At 72.0% G+C, this 18019-nt stretch carries 15 protein-coding genes; 7 read left to right on the top strand and 8 right to left on the bottom strand.

Annotated features, from left to right (window positions below; all coding sequences use genetic code 11):
* The 4 genes from G3I54_RS00750 to G3I54_RS00735 all read right to left on the bottom strand — a co-directional run.
* A partial coding sequence (locus G3I54_RS00750; RefSeq protein ID WP_164610015.1) for a hypothetical protein occupies positions 1–282 on the bottom strand: 282 nt, incomplete at its 3' end.
* Positions 283–564: 282 nt separating this feature from the next.
* Positions 565–1641, bottom strand: a complete 1077-nt coding sequence (locus G3I54_RS00745) for a HAMP domain-containing sensor histidine kinase (protein ID WP_164610014.1) — start codon at positions 1639–1641, stop codon at positions 565–567.
* Entirely contained in the window at positions 1638–2375 is a 738-nt protein-coding gene (locus tag G3I54_RS00740) for a response regulator transcription factor (protein WP_030079431.1), read from the bottom strand. The genes G3I54_RS00745 and G3I54_RS00740 overlap by 4 nt, the downstream gene beginning before the upstream one ends.
* Positions 2376–2610: 235 nt before the next feature.
* Positions 2611–3321, bottom strand: coding sequence for a spermidine synthase (locus tag G3I54_RS00735; protein ID WP_239144170.1), 711 nt, complete (start codon positions 3319–3321; stop codon positions 2611–2613).
* Positions 3322–3629: 308 nt separating this feature from the next.
* Between G3I54_RS00735 and lon the strand changes: the two genes are divergently transcribed.
* Positions 3630–6050, top strand: coding sequence for an endopeptidase La (gene lon, locus G3I54_RS00730; protein WP_164610012.1), 2421 nt, complete (start codon positions 3630–3632; stop codon positions 6048–6050).
* Positions 6051–6181: 131 nt separating this feature from the next.
* Here lon and G3I54_RS00725 read toward each other — a convergent pair whose 3' ends face one another.
* Positions 6182–6946, bottom strand: a complete 765-nt coding sequence (locus G3I54_RS00725; protein WP_164610010.1) for a polysaccharide deacetylase family protein — start codon at positions 6944–6946, stop codon at positions 6182–6184.
* 263 nt (positions 6947–7209) lie between these two features.
* Here G3I54_RS00725 and G3I54_RS00720 point away from each other — a divergent pair, with 263 nt between their 5' ends.
* On the top strand, positions 7210–7707 hold the full coding sequence (locus tag G3I54_RS00720) for a MarR family transcriptional regulator (protein WP_203685359.1): 498 nt from the start codon (positions 7210–7212) through the stop codon (positions 7705–7707).
* A gap of 54 nt (positions 7708–7761) precedes the next feature.
* On the opposite strand, the gene G3I54_RS00715 is transcribed toward G3I54_RS00720, so the two are convergent.
* Positions 7762–8556: a hypothetical protein gene (locus tag G3I54_RS00715; protein ID WP_164610008.1), complete on the bottom strand. Its 795-nt coding sequence runs from the start codon at positions 8554–8556 to the stop codon at positions 7762–7764.
* Between the two features lie 364 nt (positions 8557–8920).
* On the opposite strand from G3I54_RS00715, the gene G3I54_RS00710 reads away from it, so the two are divergent.
* Genes G3I54_RS00710 through G3I54_RS00690 form a run of 5 tightly spaced genes read left to right on the top strand, consistent with a single transcriptional unit; the run spans position 8921 to position 15018 of the window.
* Positions 8921–12214 carry a nitrate- and nitrite sensing domain-containing protein gene (locus tag G3I54_RS00710; protein WP_164610006.1) on the top strand — a complete coding sequence of 1098 codons (3294 nt, stop codon included), beginning with the start codon at positions 8921–8923 and terminating at the stop codon, positions 12212–12214.
* Positions 12211–12702 (top strand): roadblock/LC7 domain-containing protein, encoded by a 492-nt coding sequence (locus G3I54_RS00705; RefSeq protein WP_164610004.1) that lies wholly within the window; start codon positions 12211–12213, stop codon positions 12700–12702. Before G3I54_RS00710 ends, G3I54_RS00705 begins: the two co-directional genes overlap by 4 nt.
* Positions 12699–13115, top strand: a complete 417-nt coding sequence (locus G3I54_RS00700) for a DUF742 domain-containing protein (protein ID WP_030079413.1) — start codon at positions 12699–12701, stop codon at positions 13113–13115. Before G3I54_RS00705 ends, G3I54_RS00700 begins: the two co-directional genes overlap by 4 nt.
* Positions 13096–13746, top strand: a complete 651-nt coding sequence (locus tag G3I54_RS00695) for an ATP/GTP-binding protein (protein ID WP_164610002.1) — start codon at positions 13096–13098, stop codon at positions 13744–13746. The genes G3I54_RS00700 and G3I54_RS00695 overlap by 20 nt, the downstream gene beginning before the upstream one ends.
* A gap of 36 nt (positions 13747–13782) precedes the next feature.
* On the top strand, positions 13783–15018 hold the full coding sequence (locus G3I54_RS00690; RefSeq protein WP_164610000.1) for a styrene monooxygenase/indole monooxygenase family protein: 1236 nt from the start codon (positions 13783–13785) through the stop codon (positions 15016–15018).
* A 94-nt stretch (positions 15019–15112) separates the two neighbouring features.
* On the opposite strand, the gene G3I54_RS00685 is transcribed toward G3I54_RS00690, so the two are convergent.
* On the bottom strand, positions 15113–16444 hold the full coding sequence (locus tag G3I54_RS00685; RefSeq protein ID WP_343240241.1) for an NlpC/P60 family protein: 1332 nt from the start codon (positions 16442–16444) through the stop codon (positions 15113–15115).
* 174 nt (positions 16445–16618) lie between these two features.
* Positions 16619–18019, bottom strand: a 1401-nt coding sequence (locus tag G3I54_RS00680; RefSeq protein WP_239144169.1) for a PQQ-binding-like beta-propeller repeat protein, incomplete at its 5' end; no start/stop codon positions are given.

Below are 18019 nucleotides of genomic sequence, written 5' to 3'. Positions count from 1 at the left end.
AGCGGCCGCCGGAGCGGGCGCGGCCGGGGCGGTGGAGGCCGCGGCCTCGGTCACCGGGGCCCCGGCGCCGGGAACGGGCTTGTCCGCCGTGCCGGAGGCACCCGGCTTGTAGTCGGCGAAGAAGTCCCACCAGGCGCGATCGACCGAACTGGGATCCTGGAGGTACTGCTGGTAGATCTCGTCGACGAGCCATTCATTGGCGCCGAACGCCGCGGCCGGGTTGGTGCCCGGTCCGGCTTGGTCGGTCGAGATGCTCGAGTTACTGGGGGACTGAGACGACACGGCGGCAACCGCCCTCTTCCGCTTCACAAGGTGATGGACAGCGGAAATCAAGGCTACGCCCCCCGAACCGTTCCTTGCAGGCCGGGCCGGTGCTTCGTCGTGCACATCACATCGGAAGGCGGGTTTCGGCGCAGGAAATGGCGGGAAACAAGCGAGGTTCCACTGCACTTCGGGTACGCAGGACCGTGGGTACGGTCTTCCGACCGTATCCCCTTGCGGTCCCCTGCTGGCTGGACACGGATGAACGTGCCCTTCCGGTTCGACCCTATGTCAACGACGTCGTCAACCGCGCTGCTCGGGGATTCCCGGGAGGGTGACCTGGATGCGGCAGCCCCGTGCGGATTCGGCCACCCCGATCCGGCCGCCGTGCAGATCGACCGCCCAGCGGGCGATGGCAAGCCCCAGTCCCGTACCGCCGTCGCTGCCCGGACCGTGCGGGGACGGAGCCTGGCCCCGATTGAAGCGCTCGAACACCCGGTGGCGCTCCGCCTCCGGGATGCCGGGCCCCTCGTCGACGACCTCCAGCTCCAGCGACTCGGGATGGGCCCCGCGCCGCGCGAGCACCGTCACCCGGCCGTGCGGCGGGCTGTGCTTGACCGCGTTGTCGATGAGGTTGGCGACCACCTGGTGCAGCCGCTCGGCGTCCGCGTGCGCGGTGAGCTCCGGCGGCGAGACGTCCAGATGCAGATGGACGTCCGTACGGGAGTGATTGCCCGAGCCCGACGACAGGCGTCGCTGGGAGGCGGCGAGATTGGCCTCTTTCAGTACGCCCGAGAGATACGGCCACACCTCGAAGCGGCGTGCTTTGAGCGCCACCACCCCGTTGTCCAGCCGCGACAGGTCCAGCAGCGTCTCGACCAGCCGGCCCAGCCGCTCCGTCTGTTTCAGCGCCGTGCGCATCGTCTCCGGATCGGCGGCGGACACCCCGTCCACCACGTTCTCCAGTACGGCTCTCAGCGCCGCGATGGGAGTGCGCAGTTCATGGCTGACATTGGCCACCAGCTCTTTTCGATGCCGGTCCTCCGCCTCCAGATCGTCCGCCATGCGGTTGATCGTCTGCGCCAGGTCGCCCAGCTCGTCCCGCCGCCCGGCGCCGCTCACCCGGCGCGTGTAGTCGCCGTGCGAGATGGACCGGGCCACCGCTCTCATCTCGTCCAGCGGCGCGGTCAGACCGTGCGCCACGAACTGGGTGATGAGCAGCGTCGCGATCACCGAGAACACGGTGATGAACTGGAACTCGGTCCGGGTCCGCAGGGCGACGATCAGCAGCCCGGTGGTGATGAACACCGAGACCACGACGAGCGTGCCCAGCTTGGCCTTGATGGAGAAGGGCCGCATTCCGGGCCCTGGCCAGGTCATGGCGCCGGAGTCTCCAGGGCGTAGCCCACGCCGTGCACCGTACGGATCCGCTCCGCGCCGATCTTCCGGCGCAGCGCCTTGATGTGGCTGTCGACCGTGCGGGTGCCCGAGGCGTCCGCCCAGTCCCACACCTCGGCCAGCAACTGCTCCCGGGAGAGCACGGCGCGCGGGGTGTTGGCGAGGCAGACCAGCAGGTCGAACTCGGTCGGCGTGAGGTGGACGTCCTCCGCGCGCACCCGGACCCGGCGCTGCGCGTGGTCGATCTCCAGCTCGCCCAGACGCAGTATCCCGCTGCGCGGGGTGACGGCGGCCAGCGCGGCCCGCTCCACCCGGCGCAGCAGCACGTGCACCCGGGCGGCCAGCTCCCGCATGGAGAACGGCTTGGTCATGTAGTCGTCGGCGCCGACCCCGAGCCCGACCAGCATGTCGGTCTCGTCGTCGCGTGCGGTGAGCATCAGCACCGGCACCGGGCGCTGCGCCTGCACCCGGCGGCAGACCTCCAGGCCGTCGAAGCCCGGAAGCATGATGTCGAGCACCATCAGGTCGGGCTGCCAGGCCTCGGCCGCGTCCACGGCCGCGGGGCCGTCCAGCGCGGTCTGCACCAGGAAGCCCTCCGCCCGCAGCCGGGCGGAAATGGCGTCGACGATCGTGGCGTCGTCCTCGACCACCAGCACCCGGCGCTGAGCCCCCGGGGTGGCCGCGACGCCGTTGTGGGTGGTGTGTGTCTGTTCCATCGCCCCGCCCCTGCCCGTTCTCGCGGGAGCCATTCCCCCGCAAGGCACGGTCTTCGCTCGTGGATTTCGTGGGTGATCCCGTGTGCCGGTCAGCAGCGTAAAGGCAGCGGAGGGCTCCCGGCTACGCAGGGTGTTGCCCCGGAGGGACGAGTTCACACCCACCGGGCAACCGGATCGTCGCCCTTGTGCCGGTTGGCCCGTGCCACCGCCGGGCCGTGCATACCGGGAGGGGGGTTCAGAGGGCCCGGAGTGCGAGATGGACCACGTCGGGCACACCTCGGGCAACGGCCACCTCTTCCGTCCTAACCCCGCTGAACCCGGCATTCCGCAACGCCTGTTCGAAGGCCGGCGACGGCTGCGCGGACCAGACGGCGAGCACTCCGCCCGGGGTCAGCCGGTCGTGGCAGTGCGCCAGACCGGCGGCGGAGTAGAGGCTTCCGTTGTCCTCCGTGACGGTCCAGTCGGGCCCGTTGTCGATGTCCAGGCAGAGGGCGTCGTAACGCTCCGTGGCCGTACGGAGGTGGGCGACGAGATCCGTGTGCAGGATCTCGGTCCGCGGGTCCGCCAGCGCCGGCCCGGAGATCCGGTCCAGCGGTCCGGCCCGGTGCCAGTCCACGATGGCCTGCTCCCGCTCCACGACCGCGATCCGCCCCCAGCGCTCCTCCTCGGCGGCCCGCACCAGGGAGAACCCGACGCCCAGGCCGCCGATCAGCACCGAGGGGGCGCTCCGCCCGGCGGGCAGCGCGGCGAGCGCGGCGTCGATCAGCAGCCGCTCGGAGCGCCCGTCGGAGGTGTCCATCAGGAAGCAGCCGTTGGCGATGATCTCGAAGTGCTCCCCGCGCTCCCGCAGGACGACCTCGCCGAAGGGGCCCTCGCGGCGGTCGAGGACGACGGGGGTGTCGGGCAGGCGCGTCGGCATCGGGTCGGGGGCGGGCGTCGAGGACATCGCGGCCGTCGCAGACATCGTGTGGCTCTCCGGTCTCCGGTCGTAGCGGTCGGTGCCCGCCATCCTGTCTCGCCGCCCAGGCCGAGTGCCAGCGGGTTCCGTGCTCCGGGCGGGGGCGGGGCGGGAACAACGGCCCGCCTCGCGGCGCTCCCGTAGAGGCAGGGCCCGCCCTGCCGGGAGGCGTGGGAGCGGGCCCGGGGAGTCGGCCCCGAGACCTGATCGCTCAGAGCGAACAGAGTGTGGGGAACATTCGGCGGCTCAGGAGCATTGAGTCGACATAGCTCAACTTGCCTGCCGAAGGGGAGATCATGACTAACGAGTCCCAGGCGTTCACACCGATCGACCTGCCCGTGCTGCCGCTCGACGACGAGGTCGTCCTGCCCGGCATGGTGGTGCCGCTCGACCTGTCCGACACCGAGGTCCGCGCCGCCGTCGAGGCCGCGCAGGCCGCCGCCCGTCCCGGCGGCGGAAAGCCCGAGGTGCTGCTGGTCCCGCGGATCGACGGTACGTACACGGGGACCGGCGTCCTCGGCACCGTCGAGCAGGTCGGACGCCTGTCGGACGGCGACCCGGGCGCGCTCATCCGGGCCCGCGACCGGGTCCGCATCGGCGCCGGGACCAGTGGACCCGGCCGGGCGCTCTGGGTCGAGGGCACCGTCCTCGACACCGCCGCCCCCGACCCGCTGCCCGGATCCGCCGCCGAGCTCGTCAAGGAGTACAAGGCGCTCGCCACCAGCTGGCTGAAGAAGCGCGGAGCCTGGCAGGTCGTGGACCGGGTCCAGCAGATCGACGACATCTCCGCGCTCGCCGACAACTCCGGATACTCGCCGTTCCTCTCCACCGCCCAGAAGGTCCAGCTCCTGGAGACCGTGGACCCGATCGCCCGGCTGAAGCTCGCCATCCAGTGGCTGAGCGAGCACCTCGCCGAGCAGGACGTGGCCGAGTCCATCGCCAAGGACGTCCAGGAGGGCGTCGACAAGCAGCAGCGCGAATTCCTGCTGCGCCGCCAGCTGGACGCCGTACGCAAGGAGCTCTCCGAGCTCAACGGCGATCCGGAGGACGAGTCCGACGACTACCGGGCCCGCGTCGAGGCCGCCGACCTGCCCGAGCACGTCCGCGAGGCCGCGCTCAAGGAGGTCGAGAAGCTGGAGCGGTCCAGCGACCAGTCGCCCGAGGGCTCCTGGATCCGCACCTGGCTGGACACCGTTCTCGAACTGCCCTGGACCGAGCGGACCGAGGACGCCTACGACATCCGCGGCGCCCAGGAGATCCTGGACGCCGAGCACGCCGGCCTCGCCGACGTGAAGGAACGCATCACCGAGTACCTGGCCGTGCGCAAGCGCCGCGCCGACCGGGGCCTGGGCGTCGTCGGCGGCCGCCGCGGCGGCGCGGTCCTCGCCCTCGTCGGCCCGCCCGGCGTCGGCAAGACCTCGCTCGGCGAGTCCGTCGCGCACGCCATGGGCCGTAAGTTCGTCCGCGTCGCGCTCGGCGGTGTCCGGGACGAGGCGGAGATCCGCGGCCACCGGCGTACGTACGTGGGCGCTCTCCCCGGACGCATCGTGCGGGCCATCAAGGAGGCCGGTTCGATGAACCCGGTCGTCCTGCTCGACGAGATCGACAAGGTCGGCTCCGACTTCCGGGGCGACCCGGCCGCGGCCCTCCTCGAAGTCCTCGACCCGGCCCAGAACCACACCTTCCGCGACCACTACCTGGAGGTCGAGCTCGACCTCAGCGACGTCGTCTTCCTGGCCACGGCCAATGTGCTCGAAGCCATCCCGGAGGCCCTGCTCGACCGCATGGAGCTGGTCCGCCTGGACGGCTACACCGAGGACGAGAAGGTCGTCATCGCCCGCGACCACCTGCTCCCGCGCCAGCTGGAGCGGGCCGGACTGGAGAAGGACGAGGTCGCCCTGGAGGAGTCGGCGCTGCGCAAGCTGGCCGGCGAGTACACCCGCGAGGCGGGCGTCCGGAATCTGGAGCGGGCCGTGGCCCGGCTGCTCCGCAAGGTCGCGGCCCAGCACGAACTGGGCGACCGCGAGCTGCCGTTCACGGTGACCGACGAGGACCTGCGCGGCCTCATCGGCCGGCCGCACCACGTGCCCGAGTCCGCCCAGGACCCGGCCGAGCGCCGCACCGCGGTGCCGGGCGTGGCCACCGGCCTCGCGGTGACCGGGGCGGGCGGTGACGTCCTCTTCGTCGAGGCGTCGCTCGCCGACCCGGAGACCGGGGCGTCCGGACTGACCCTGACCGGTCAGCTCGGCGACGTCATGAAGGAGTCGGCGCAGATCGCGCTGAGCTTCCTGCGGTCGCACGGCGCGGAGCTGGAGCTGCCGGTCGCGGACCTCAAGGACCGGGGTGTGCACATCCACTTCCCGGCGGGCGCGGTCCCCAAGGACGGCCCGAGCGCCGGTATCACCCTGACGACCGCCCTGGCCTCGCTGCTCTCCGGACGGCTCGTCCGTACGGATGTGGCGATGACCGGTGAGGTGTCGCTGACCGGACGGGTGCTGCCGATCGGCGGCCTCAAGCAGAAGCTGCTGGCGGCCCACCGCGCGGGCATCACCACCGTGGTGATCCCCCAGCGCAACGAGGCCGACCTGGACGACGTCCCGGCCGAGGTGCTGGAGAAGCTGGACGTCCACCCGGTCACCGACGTCCGCCAGGTGCTGGAGATCGCCCTCGCCCCGGCCTCGGCCCGGGTGGAGGAGAGGATCCCGGCCGCGGCCTGACCGCCACGCAGTGACGGGCGCGGTATCAGGTGCGCGACCGGTACGGACGGCCCGCTTCCCGAGTCAACGGGGGCGGGCCGTTTCCGTATGTCCGGGCCGTGACTCAGGGGCGGTGTAGCCGGAGCCGTGACTCAGGGGCGGTAGATCGTGCCCGGCTCCGGCTCGGCGGGGGCCATCAGCTCGGGGACGGTCACGAAGGTGTAGCCGTCCTTCTGGAGCGCGTCGATGATCCCGGGCACGGCGGGCACGGTGCCCTTGTAGATGTCGTGGAGCAGGATGATGCCGTCCTTGCTCGCCTGGTCCAGGATCCGCTTCTTGATCAGCGCCGAGTCGTTGGTCGAATAGTCCTTGGCGGTGGCGCTCCACAGCACCTGGGAGAGCCCCAGGTCCTTGCTGATCTCCGAGACCGTGTCGTCGGTACGGCCCTGCGGCGGGCGCATCAGCCGGGGCTTCTTGCCGGTGATCTTCTCGATGGCCAGCTGCGTCTTCTCCAGCTCGGCGCGTATCTGATCCGGCTTCTGGTCGGTCAGGACCTTGTGCGTCCAGGTGTGGTTGGCCACTTCGTGGCCCTCGTCCTCGATGCGCTGCACCACGTCGGGGTGCTTGACGACGTGGTGCTTGCCCAGCAGGAAGAAGGTGGCGTGCACCTTCTTCTCCTTCAGGATGTCCAGCAGCTCAGGCGTGTCCTCGCCCGGCCCCGCGTCGAAGGTCAGGGCGATGCACTTGGCCTTGCGGCAATCCACCGGTCCGAACGCGCCCTTGGCGTCCGAGGCGGCCTCTCCACGTGCCGAGCCCGGTGCCGTCGTGTCCATCGAGCAGCCGCTCAACGTCAGTGTGAGCGCCGTCACCAGCGCCGCGGCCAACCCCATCCCCGACAACGGCATCTTTCTGGGCACGACGCATCACTCCTCTGTGCGGAAATCCGCACAGGTGTGCGGTACGCCGAGGACTATACACAGTGCGTATACGCGGAGTGCATAGTGGGGCCGCGGACCGCGCAAAGCCCCGGTGACCTGGGATGCGGTCGCCGGGGCCGGTGGGGTGGGTACTCGGTACGGGGCCGGCCGCCCGCGTTGCGCCGTCGGTCCCCTCCTGCGAAATACTGTCCGGGCTGCGGCGTCGACCGGTCGCGGAAGAGGCTTTCATCGGCAGGATCCGTATGAGGGGTACCGACGTGCGCGGGAACGACATCGAGCCGGAGCCGGGCACGCCCGACGGAAGCGGCGTGGACCACGAATTTCTGGCGCTGGAGCGCGAGTTGGCCGTGTTCCTGCGCCGGGCGCGGGCCAGCTCGGGCGAGATGGCCCGGGAGGTCCACCCCGAACTGGAGCCCGCCGCCTACGGACTGCTCGTCCGCCTGGAGGCGGCGGGCCGGCAGCGGGCCACCGAGCTGGCCGCCTACTTCGGCGTCGGCAAGGCCACGATGAGCCGCCAGCTGCACTCCCTGGAGAACCTCGGGCTGGTGGCCCGCGAACCCGACCCGGCCGACGGACGCGCCTGGCTCGTCCACCTCACCGACGACGGCCTGGCCCGCTTCCGCAGCGTCCGGGACGCCCGCCGCGGGCGCTATGTGCGCAAGCTGGCCGACTGGGACCGGGCCGAGATCGCCGAGCTGGCCCGGCTGCTGCACCAGCTGAACACCCGCGCGGAGAGCTGACCCGCCTCCCGCACCGGCATCCGGCACCCGCCTCCCGCACCGGCCTTTCGGCCGTCAGCCCAGCTCCACCAGGAGCGCGGTGGCGTCGTCGTGCGTCTTGCCGCGCCCCAGCCGTACGCGCCCGGCCTCCGCGTCGGCGAGCTCCAGCTCCCGCACCCGGTCGATCAGCCCCTGCGGCCCCGCCTTCCGCAGCAGCCCCAGCGCGCCCGCCCAGTCGCCCTCGCCGAACACCTCCGTCCACCGGCTCGCCCCGTCCGTGAGCGCGGCGAGGGCCCGGACGCCGGCCGCCGGGGTGCCGCCCGTCACCGCGCGCGCGGCCACCGACGGATCGGCGGCGGCCGTGAAGAAGCCGCCCTCCTTGTTACGCACCGTGGAATCGGCGATCTCGTTCGACGCGAGCGAGCCCGGCGGCAGCCGGTCCAGCCGGTCGTCGAGGACCGCCCGGACCGTGCCGTCGACGGACTCCAGCAACAGGACCGAGTCGGACAGCACCAGGTGCTCGATCGTGTGTTCGTTCCAACGCGCCAGGACCACGGTCGCCTGAGGCGTACGCACGTGAGAAAGGTCACAGGTGGCCCGATGGGCGTCGGCTGTACGGGAGATGGCCGCGGCCAGGATCCCGGTCAGGGTCAGATCAGGGCGGGAACCGGACAGTTCCACCAGCGCGCCGCCCAGCCGTGCGGTGAACCACGGGACCGAGTGCACACAACCGTCGTCCCCGCGCGGCGGGGTGACGCCGTCGAGCAGGACCAGCACACCACCCTGGCCGGACGCGGGAAGGGACCCGGACACCCAGTCCTCGTTGGGGCGTTCGGGACTGCCGGGAGCGGTGGCGAGTTCGATGCGCATGCCGCCAGTCTGCACGAGCCCTTCACCGTCCCCGCACGCGACCGGATTTGGCCTGTACCAGCAGGTCAACGCGGGCGCGCAGGGCGGAAGGAGCGGCTCCGGACCGATTGCGGGCGGGCATCCTGCCAAAGGCGGAGCGGAAGTTCCACCCCATGGTCCATGCATGGTCAGGGGTGCACCGGGGGAGACTTGTTCGCCAACTCCAGAGTGATGTTCACTCCTTCGAGTGGCGGAGCGGTTGATGCGCGCCCCCCTCTCAAAAGCGCTGGAATGGTCGGAAGCCGTACCAGGAGCGGGGCGCCCTTCCATGTGACCGTGCGTCACCTCTGCTTCAAGGGTGGACGAGTCAAGATTGCGAGCACCGGTGCAGAAGAAGCGGCCGCGGAGCAAGGGCACGACGCGCGACGGTTCCGGGGCGACGCCTCCGGCACCCGGCGCGGACAAGCGGACCGTACGGGTACGCAGCCGACTGGTCGCCGGTGTCGCGGTCGTCGGCGTCATCGTCCTGGCGGCGGGCGCCCCCGCCGTGCTCGGGGCCTCCGCCGATCTGAGCGAGTCCCAGCGGCTGGTCACCCTCGCCGAGCTGAACCAGCAGGCGGTCACCCTCGGGCACTCCCTCGCCGACGAACGTGACGCCATCACCGCGTACATCGCCGACGGCCGCGACGAGGGCGCCGACGACAAGGACGCCGCGAAGAACCGCGCCGCCCGCACCACCCGCGTCGACCAGCAGATCGACGAGATCCACGAGGCGGCCTCCGCGGCCCTGCGCCGCGACCTCTCGACGGTCGCCTCGCTGCGCCGCGACGCGCTGACCGGCAAGGGCTCGGCCCTGGAGGCGCACCAGGCGTACTCCGACATCATCGCCAAGCTGCACGGCATCGCCGCCGAACTGGCCGAGAAGACCCCACCGCGCGCCGCCGACGCCACCCGGGCCCCGCTCACCCTCGGCGGCGCGTCCGAACAGGCCTCCGCCACCCGCGGGCTCCTCCTCGCCGCGCTCGCCGTGCCGAGCCCCGAGCCCACGGCCCCGCAGACCGACCCCTTCACCGGGCTGCCCGTGCAGACCCAGGACGAGGGCGACACCCGGGCCGACCGTGAACGCGACGAGCTGAGCGCCGCCGCCCAGCAGGCCCGCGTCCGGGAGCTGGCCGCGCTCGCCGACTTCGACCAGGCGGCGGACCCGGACGCCCGCGACAAGCTCTCCGCCACGGTCACCGGACCCGAGGTCAACGACGCGGAGAAGTACCTCACCCGCCTCACCGACCGCCCCGAACTCTCGGACGCGGAGCGCAGGGTCAGCCCCAAGAAGCTGGAGGCCGCCCTCTCCGCCCGCGTCGACCGGATGCGCAGCGTCGAGTCCGCCCTGACCACCGGCCAGGTCCGCCACCTGGAGGGCCTGCGCGACGACGACGTCACCGCCCTCGAACTGAGCATCGCCCTGCTCGGCGGCTGCTTCCTGCTCGCCGTCGGCGTCTCCACCGCCGTCGCCCGCACCCTCACCCAGCCGCTCGCCGTCCTGCGCATCGGCGCCGCGCGCCTCGCCGAGGACCCCGCGAGCGCCGAACCGGTCCGCTACACCGGCCGCAACGACGAGTTCGCCCAGGTCGTACGGTCGTTGAACGCCCTGCACGGCAAGCTCGCCACCCTGCACCAGGACCTCTCCGGACGCGTCGAGGGCCTCACCGGCGAACGGTCCGGCCTGATCAAGAGCCGGGAAACCCTGGTCCAGCAGCGGACCGAACTCCAGGAACGGACCGCCGAGCTGGCCACGCAGCTGGAGCAGCTGCGGAACACGGTCAACCACACCTTCGTCAACCTCTCCCTGCGCACCCTCGGCCTGGTCGAGCGGCAGCTCGGCGTCATCGAGGGCCTGGAGGAGCGCGAGCAGGACCCGGAGCGCCTGGCCACCCTGTTCAAGCTGGACCACATGGCCACGGTCATGCGCCGCCACAGCGAGAACATGCTCGTCCTCGCGGGCGCCGAGCACGGCCACGGCCACGCCGGGCCGATCCCGCTGGTCGACGTGGCGCGCGCCGCCGTCAGCGAGATCGAGCGGTACGAGCGGGTGACCATCCAGTCCCTGCCGCCGCACGCCCAGATCGCCGGATTCGCCGCCGACGACCTCAGCCACCTGCTGGCCGAACTCCTGGAGAACGCGACCTCCTTCTCGCCGCCCGACTCCCATGTCGAGCTGTCCGGCTGGCTCCTGGAGAGCGGCGAGGTGATGCTCTCCGTGTCGGACGCGGGCATCGGCATGTCGACGGTCAGGATGGGCGAACTCAATGCCAGGCTGGCCGACCCGGCCTCGTTCGAGCCGGGGGAGCGGCACATCGACATGACCGGGGCCGGACTCGGCCTCCAGGTCACGTCGTTGCTGGCCGCCCGGCACGGAGTGCGGGTCCAGCTGCGCGAGCAGAAGGGGAGTGGTGTGACGGCCGTCGTCGTCCTGCCGGAAGCCCTGCTGCCCAAGTCGCTGCCCGCCGCCTCGCCGCCCGCCGTGCAGCTGCCCGGCGACGCGCCCACGCTCAACCTGCCGGGCTCGGTCGCGGAGGCCAACTCCAACGCGCTGCCGCGCCGGGCACCGCTCCCGACGGCGGCGCCGGAGCCGGGCGAGCCCGCCGAAGCCGAAGCCGAAGCGACGCCGGCCCCGGAGGCGGTCGCCGAGGCCGCGCCCTCCGACTCGTCGGACCTGTCGGATACGTCGGACCGCGACACGGAGACCGGCCCGGAGCCGGTGGCCGAGCCGGCTGCCGAGGCGCTGCCCGCCGTCGACCCGATGATCGCCGCCGCCGAGCGGACGATCCGTGAGAACGCCGCCGCCGAGAACGCCGCCGCCGAGAACGCCGCGGCCGAGGACGCCGGGGTCGACGAGGCCCCGGAAGCCGCCGCCGTACCGCAGCAGGAGCAGCAGGGGCAACAGGAGCAGGACGCACAGCAGCCGTTCACGGAAACCGAGCCCGAGCCCGAAGCCGCCGTAACCGGGACCGACGCCGACGCCGAGCCGGACGCCGAATCGGACTCCGAGATCACGCTCCAGGTCCGCCTGCCGAAGCCCCCGACCGCCCCGACCGCCCCGGCCGCTCCGGAGCCCCTGCCGGGCCCCGCCGTCCCGGTGACGGCCGACCCGTACGCCATCGGCCCCGACCGCCACGAGCGACCGGCCGAGACCGGCCCGGGGGAGCAGGACCCGGACGGGCCCGCGTTCCGCCCCGCGCCGCACGCCGAGGCCGCCGCCGGCACCGCACCCGCCGAAACCGTCCCCGGCCCCCGCCGCCCCGAGGCCGGGCGGATCACCGACAAGGGGCTGCCGAAGCGCACCCCCAAGGTGGTCCGGCCCGACACCGCCCCCGCCACCGGGCGCACGGGCAGCCTGGACCGGGACGCCCTGCGCCGCCGGCTCGGCAGCTTCCACCAGGCGGCGAAGGAAGGCCGGCGCGACGTCGAGGCGGAGATCGCCGAGACCGGCGGCATCGCCCTCGCCGGCCTCGGAGGCGTACCCACCGACCGCACCGGGCACCAGAGCACCACCGCACCCACCACAGGCACCGCACAGGACGCACGGAACGCAAGGACCGCACAGGCCGCCGAGACCGGCGGCCGGGCGGACGGCCGGAACGAAGAGACGGGGGACACAGTCGAGGAGGCACGCAGTTGACTGCGCCCAGCACATTCGGGCTGAGTACCGAGGCCCGGAACCTTCACTGGTTGCTGAGCAATCTCGTGGAGGAGGTGCCAGGGGTCCACTCGGTCACCGTCGTCTCGTCCGACGGCCTGATGCTGCTCTCCTCCGACCCCGGCCATCTGACCGCGAAGGCGGCAGCACCGGCCGCCGGGACGTCGGACGGGCCCAAGGGGTCCAGCGCCGATCTGGCCACGATCGTCTCCGGCATCGGTTCGCTGACCGTCGGAGCCGCGAAGCTGATGGACGGCGGCGGAGTCAAACAGACCATGGTCGCCATGGACGAGGGCAGCGTCTTCGTCATGTCGATCAGCGACGGCTCCCTCCTTGGCGTCCACGCCACCCCGGACTGCGACATGAGCGTCGTCGCGTACCACATGGCCCTCTTCGTCGGCCGGGCCGGACACGTACTCACCCCCGAACTCCGCAGTGAGCTGCGCACATCGTTGGAGAGCGCCCAGTGACCACCGCCGCCGCAGAACCCGCCCCCCGCCTCCCCGTCCGCGGGGCCGACAAGCGCCCCGCCCGGGTCCGCCCGTACTCCCTCACCGGCGGCCGCACCCGGTTCGGGCACGTCCTGCTGGTCGAGACGTTCGTCGCGGCCCTCGAAGCACCCGACGAGCGCCGCGAACTCACCAACGGCAACCTCGCCTCGCGGGTGATGCCGGAGCTCCAGGCCATCGTCGAACTCTGCCGCCGGATGCGTACGGTCGCGGAGATCTCGGCCCTGTTGAAGATGCCGCTCGGAGTCGTCCGGGTGCTGCTCAGCGACCTGGCCGACCAAGGAAAGATCCGCGTGTACGGGACCGGTCACGGCACCGGCCAGCCCGACCGCGCACTGCTCGAAAGGGTGCTCAATGGACTCCGCCGTCTCTGAGGCGCCGCTCTTCGCCCCGCGTCAGCCGGGGCCCCGGGAACAGGCCGAGGAGTCGCTCCAGGCCTGGCAGCTCGACCACACCCGCGCGCCCACCGCCACCAAGATCGTGGTGGCGGGCGGCTTCGGCGTCGGCAAGACGACGTTCGTCGGCTCGGTCTCCGAGATCACACCGCTCCAGACCGAAGCGCTGATGACGCAGGCCAGCGAGGAGACCGACGACCTCTCCGCGACACCCGAGAAGACCACCACCACGGTGGCCATGGACTTCGGCCGGCTCACGCTGGAGGACGACCTCGTCCTGTACGTCTTCGGCACCCCGGGCCAGCAGCGCTTCTGGTTCATGTGGGACGACCTGGTGCGCGGGGCGATCGGCGCGGTCGTCCTCGCCGACACCCGGCGTCTTGAGGACTGCTTCCCGGCGCTCGACTACTTCGAGAGCTGCGGCCTGCCGTACATCGTGGCGGTCAACCACTTCGAGGGGACGCCCGGTTACGAGGCGGAGGACGTCCGCGAGGCCCTGACCGTACCGCCGCAGGTGCCGATAGTGATCATGGACGCTCGTAACAGGATCACGGTCGTCGAGTCCCTGCTGGCCCTGGTCGGCCATGCTCTCGACGTCACCCCCGCCTAGACCGCCAGCCTTGATCACACACAACGGAGAGCCGCGATGCGGAAGATACTCATAGTCGGAGCCGGTCAGTCCGGGCTCCAGCTGGCCCTGGGGCTGCAGTCCAGAGGCTACGAAGTCACCCTGATGTCCAACCGCACCGCCGACGAGATCCGCACCGGCCGGGTCATGTCGACGCAGTGCATGTTCCACACCGCGCTCCAGCACGAGCGGGACTACCAGCTGAACTTCTGGGAGTCCCAGGCCCCGAAGATCGAGGGCCTCGGCGTCTCCGTCGCCGCGCCCGACTCCTCTCGCGCCATCGACTGGGTCGGCAAGCTCGACGGGTACGCCCAGTCCGTCGATCAGCGCGTGAAGATGGCCGGCTGGATGGAGACCTTCGCCCAGCGCGGCGGGCAGCTCGTCATCCACGGCGCAGCCGTCTCCGACCTGGACTACTTCTCCCGCACCTACGACCTGGTGATGGTCTCGGCCGGCAAGGGCGAGCTGGTGTCCATGTTCGGCCGGGACGCGGCCCGTTCCCCGTTCGACGCCCCGCAGCGCGCGCTGGCCGTCGCGTACGTCCACGGCATGGGCCCTCGCCCGGAGCACCCGGAGTTCGACGCGGTCCGGTGCAACCTGGTGCCGGGCGTCGGCGAGCTGTTCGTGATGCCGACGCTCACCACCTCCGGCCGCGCCGACATCCTCTTCTGGGAGGGCATCCCGGGCGGACCGCTCGACGCCTTCCAAGGCATCAAGGACCCCTCCGAGCACCTGGCGAAGACGCTGGAGCTCATGGAGAGGTTCACGCCGTGGGAGTACGCCCGCGCCACCAAGGTCGAGCTGACCGACGCCAACGGCACCCTCGCCGGCCGCTACGCCCCCACGGTCCGCAAGCCGATCGGCCGGCTGCCCGGCGGCGGCCTGGTCCTCGGCGTCGCGGACGTCGTCGTGGCCAACGACCCGATCACCGGCCAGGGCTCCAACTCGGCGTCCAAGTGCGCGAACGCGTACCTGGACTCGATCATCGAGCACGGCGAGAAGGAGTTCGACGCGGCGTGGATGCAGTCCACGTTCGACCGTTACTGGGAGACCGCGCAGCACGTCACGAAGTGGACCAACGCGATGCTCGGCGTCCCGCCGGAGCACGTGCTCAACCTGATCGGCGCGGCCGGTCAGCTCCAGCCGGTCGCGGACCGCTTCGCCAACGGGTTCAACGACCCGGCGGACTTCGAGAACTTCTTCTTCGAGCCGGAGAAGACGAACGCCTACCTGGCTTCGGTCTCCGGGGCCTGAGCGGCACACCGCGCACCGCTTCGGCGGCCGGACCAGCACCGTCGGTCCGGCCGCCGAGTTCCGCCCGTACCTCTGGGCCCCTTGGCCGTGCCGGCTAAGAGGCGTCCGGTGGCGCCGTGTCCGTGCCGTATCCGGTGTCCGCGCCGTCGCGTGCGCCCTCGGGCAGTTCCGGGAGCGTGTACGTGGACAGCGGGGCGCCGCCGGGGTCGGGGCGGACGGCCCCCAGCAGCGGGTTCGACGCCAGGGGCGAGACCTTGACCTTCGTGCCGGGGCGCGGCGCCTGCACCACCAGGCCGTCGCCGATGTACAGCGCCACATGGGTCGCCTTGGGGAAGTAGATCACCAGGTCGCCGGGGCGCAGCGCGGAGACCGGCACCTTCGGGAGCTGCTTCCACTGCTCCTGCGAGGTGCGCGGGATCGCCCGCCCCGCCGCCGCCCAGGCCTGGGAGGTGAGCCCGGAGCAGTCGAAGGAACCGGGGCCCTCGGCGCCCCATACGTACGGCTTGCCGATCTGCCGGATCGCGTACGCGACGGCGTCGCCGCCCTGCCGGGTGGGCGGCCGGGTGGAGCTGAGCGCCCCGGAGGCCACCAGCTCGCGCTGGGCCTTGTCCACGCCCTGCTGTTCGAGGCCGGCGAGCTGGGCCATCTGCTCCTCGGAGAGCGTGGCCAGCAGCCCTTCGACCTCCTTGAGCCTGCCGCGTACGGTGTCGCGCTGCTTCTTCTGCCGGCCGGCCAGCTTCTTCTGCTCGTCCAGCGCCTTGCGGGAGGCGGCGGCCAGGGTGTCGGCCCGCCGGGCGGCGTCGGCCATCCGCTCCACCGTCGCCGCGCGGTTCGCGGCCAGTCGCCCCACGACATGGCTCTGGTCCAGGGCCCGCAGCGGGTCGCGCGCCAGCAGCAGTTGGAGGTACGCGGAGAATTCCGTACGCCCCTGGTACTGCTCCCGGGCCAGCCGCCCGGCGTCCCCGCGGCTGAGCTCCAGCGCGGTCCGGGCCTTCGCCAGGTCCGCGTTCACCTTCTTCACCTGCGCGGTCCGCTGCTTCAGCTTCTCGGCGGTGGCGTTGTAGGTCTCGGTCGCCTCCTCCGCCGCGCGGTAGCGGGTCTGCAGCTCGCGCAGCAGGGTGACGACGCTCCTGGGCGCCTCGGGTGCGCCGAGGGCGGTCTCGGCGTCGACCTCCGGCGCGTCGGTCTCGGTATCGCCCTCCGCCGCCTCGGTCCCATCCGTCTCAGCCGTCCCATCTGTCCCAGCCGTCTCGTCCATCTCAGCCGTCTCCGCCGTCTCGTCCGGCTCAGCGGCTTCCTCGGCGAGCGGTGCGGATTCCTCGGACGGTACGGGGCCGGGCTCGGCCGTTGCGATGGTGGCGGGCGAGACCGTGAGCGCCGTGGCCAGCACGGTCGTGCGGACCGCGCGCAGGAGCCTGCCTGACACGACATCACCTCCGGGACGGAGACGCAGCCCGGCGACGGGCTCGTCCATAAATGGGCGAATCCGATAATCCGGTCACTCGATGTCAGGTGATGCAAGCACCGTGCGGCGCGCCGTCCGGGAGATCCCCCGGACGGCGGCGACGGTGGTCGTGGCCGCCGTGGAGCGGCCCGGTCCTCAGGCCACCGGGAAGGCGTAGAAGGACCTGTCCCGCTGGACGACGACGGTCTCGCCGAAGGCGAGCGCCCGGTACGACGCGCTCACCGTCGCCCCCTTCGGATCGGCCGACCCGATGTCCTGGAACTTCCACAGCCGCTCGCCGTCGGCCGCCGAGAACGCCGTGACCTGGATGGCGTCGGCGGCGATCAGGGTCTTCTCGCTGCTGCTCAGGGTGAGCGAGGGGGCGTTGCCGATGCCCGGCACCTCGGTGGAGCGCCGCCACACGAGCCGGCCGCTCTCCCGCTCCACCGCGCCGACCAGCCGGCTGCGTTCGGTGGTGTGGATCAGCGGCCCGGCGATCAGCGGGGTGCCGAACCAGGAGCCGTCACTGCCCTCGACGCGCCACAGCGGCTTCGTCGTGTCCGTCTCGAAGGCCTGGAGGTCCTGGCCGACCGCCGCGTACAGCGTGCCGTCCTCGTCGCCCGCGGTGGCGGCCTCCAGGGAGGCCGCGCCGTACTTCTTGGTCCAGAGCAGCTTGCCGGTCTTCTGGTCGAACGAGCGGACCGAGCCCTTCCCCTTGGCCGCCTTGACCTCGGCCGCCGTCAGGCTGACCGCGTCCTGCCGTACGAGGACGTCGGCGGAGCGCTCCGCGACCACACGGTAGGCGGGGGTGCCCGGAGCGCGGCCGGCGGGCACGGGGGTCCGCCACAGCTCCTTGCGCTGCACGATGTCGTACGCGAAGAAGTGGGCCTGGACGACCTCCTTGTCCTTCTCCTTCTTCTTGCCCTTCTTCGGCTTCGGGGCCTTCACGGTGACCGTGTGCGATCCGGTGAACCAGATGACCGGCCCGGAACTTCCGGCCAGCCGCCCGACGGTGAGGCCCGGCAGGTCGGCGAAGGCTTCCGTGTAGCGCACGCGGTGCACGACCTTGCCGTTCTTCGGCGACAGCCACAGGAACTCCGTCGGGCTCGCCACGAAGACCAGATCGTCGCCCGCCGCCAGCGCGGCCTGCCCCTTCGCCCCGTCCGCGCGCTGCCACAGCCGCTTGCCGGTGCGCAGATCCACGGCGCTGGCCTGGCTCTCGCTGGTCACCACGAGGAGCTTGTCCTGCCATACGGCGGTGGTGAGCGGGGACGACTCGGAGGCCGGGTGCGCGTAGATCCAGCGCGGCTCGGGGGCCTGCCCCGGGAGCGTACGGCGGGGCTTCGGCGCGGGTTTGTCGTCGGTCGCCGCCGCGGTGTCCCCGGACCCGAGCGCGGCGACCGAACCGCCGCCCACGATCAGCCCGCCGACGGCCGCCGCCGCGATGGTCAGCAGGGTCCGGCGGCTCGCGGCGGGGTCGGGCACCGGGGCCGGAGCGGGAGGCAGCGGCAACGACACCATCGGGCCGCCGCCGGGGCTGCCGGGCCCCGCGGGCCC

The sequence above is a fragment of the Streptomyces sp. SID14515 genome (assembly GCF_010548505.1).
Taxonomy (GTDB): Bacteria; Actinomycetota; Actinomycetes; order Streptomycetales; family Streptomycetaceae; genus Streptomyces; species Streptomyces caviscabies.
The sequence above is the reverse complement of the archived record's forward strand: the minus strand, read 5'-3'. Positions and strand labels throughout refer to the sequence as shown.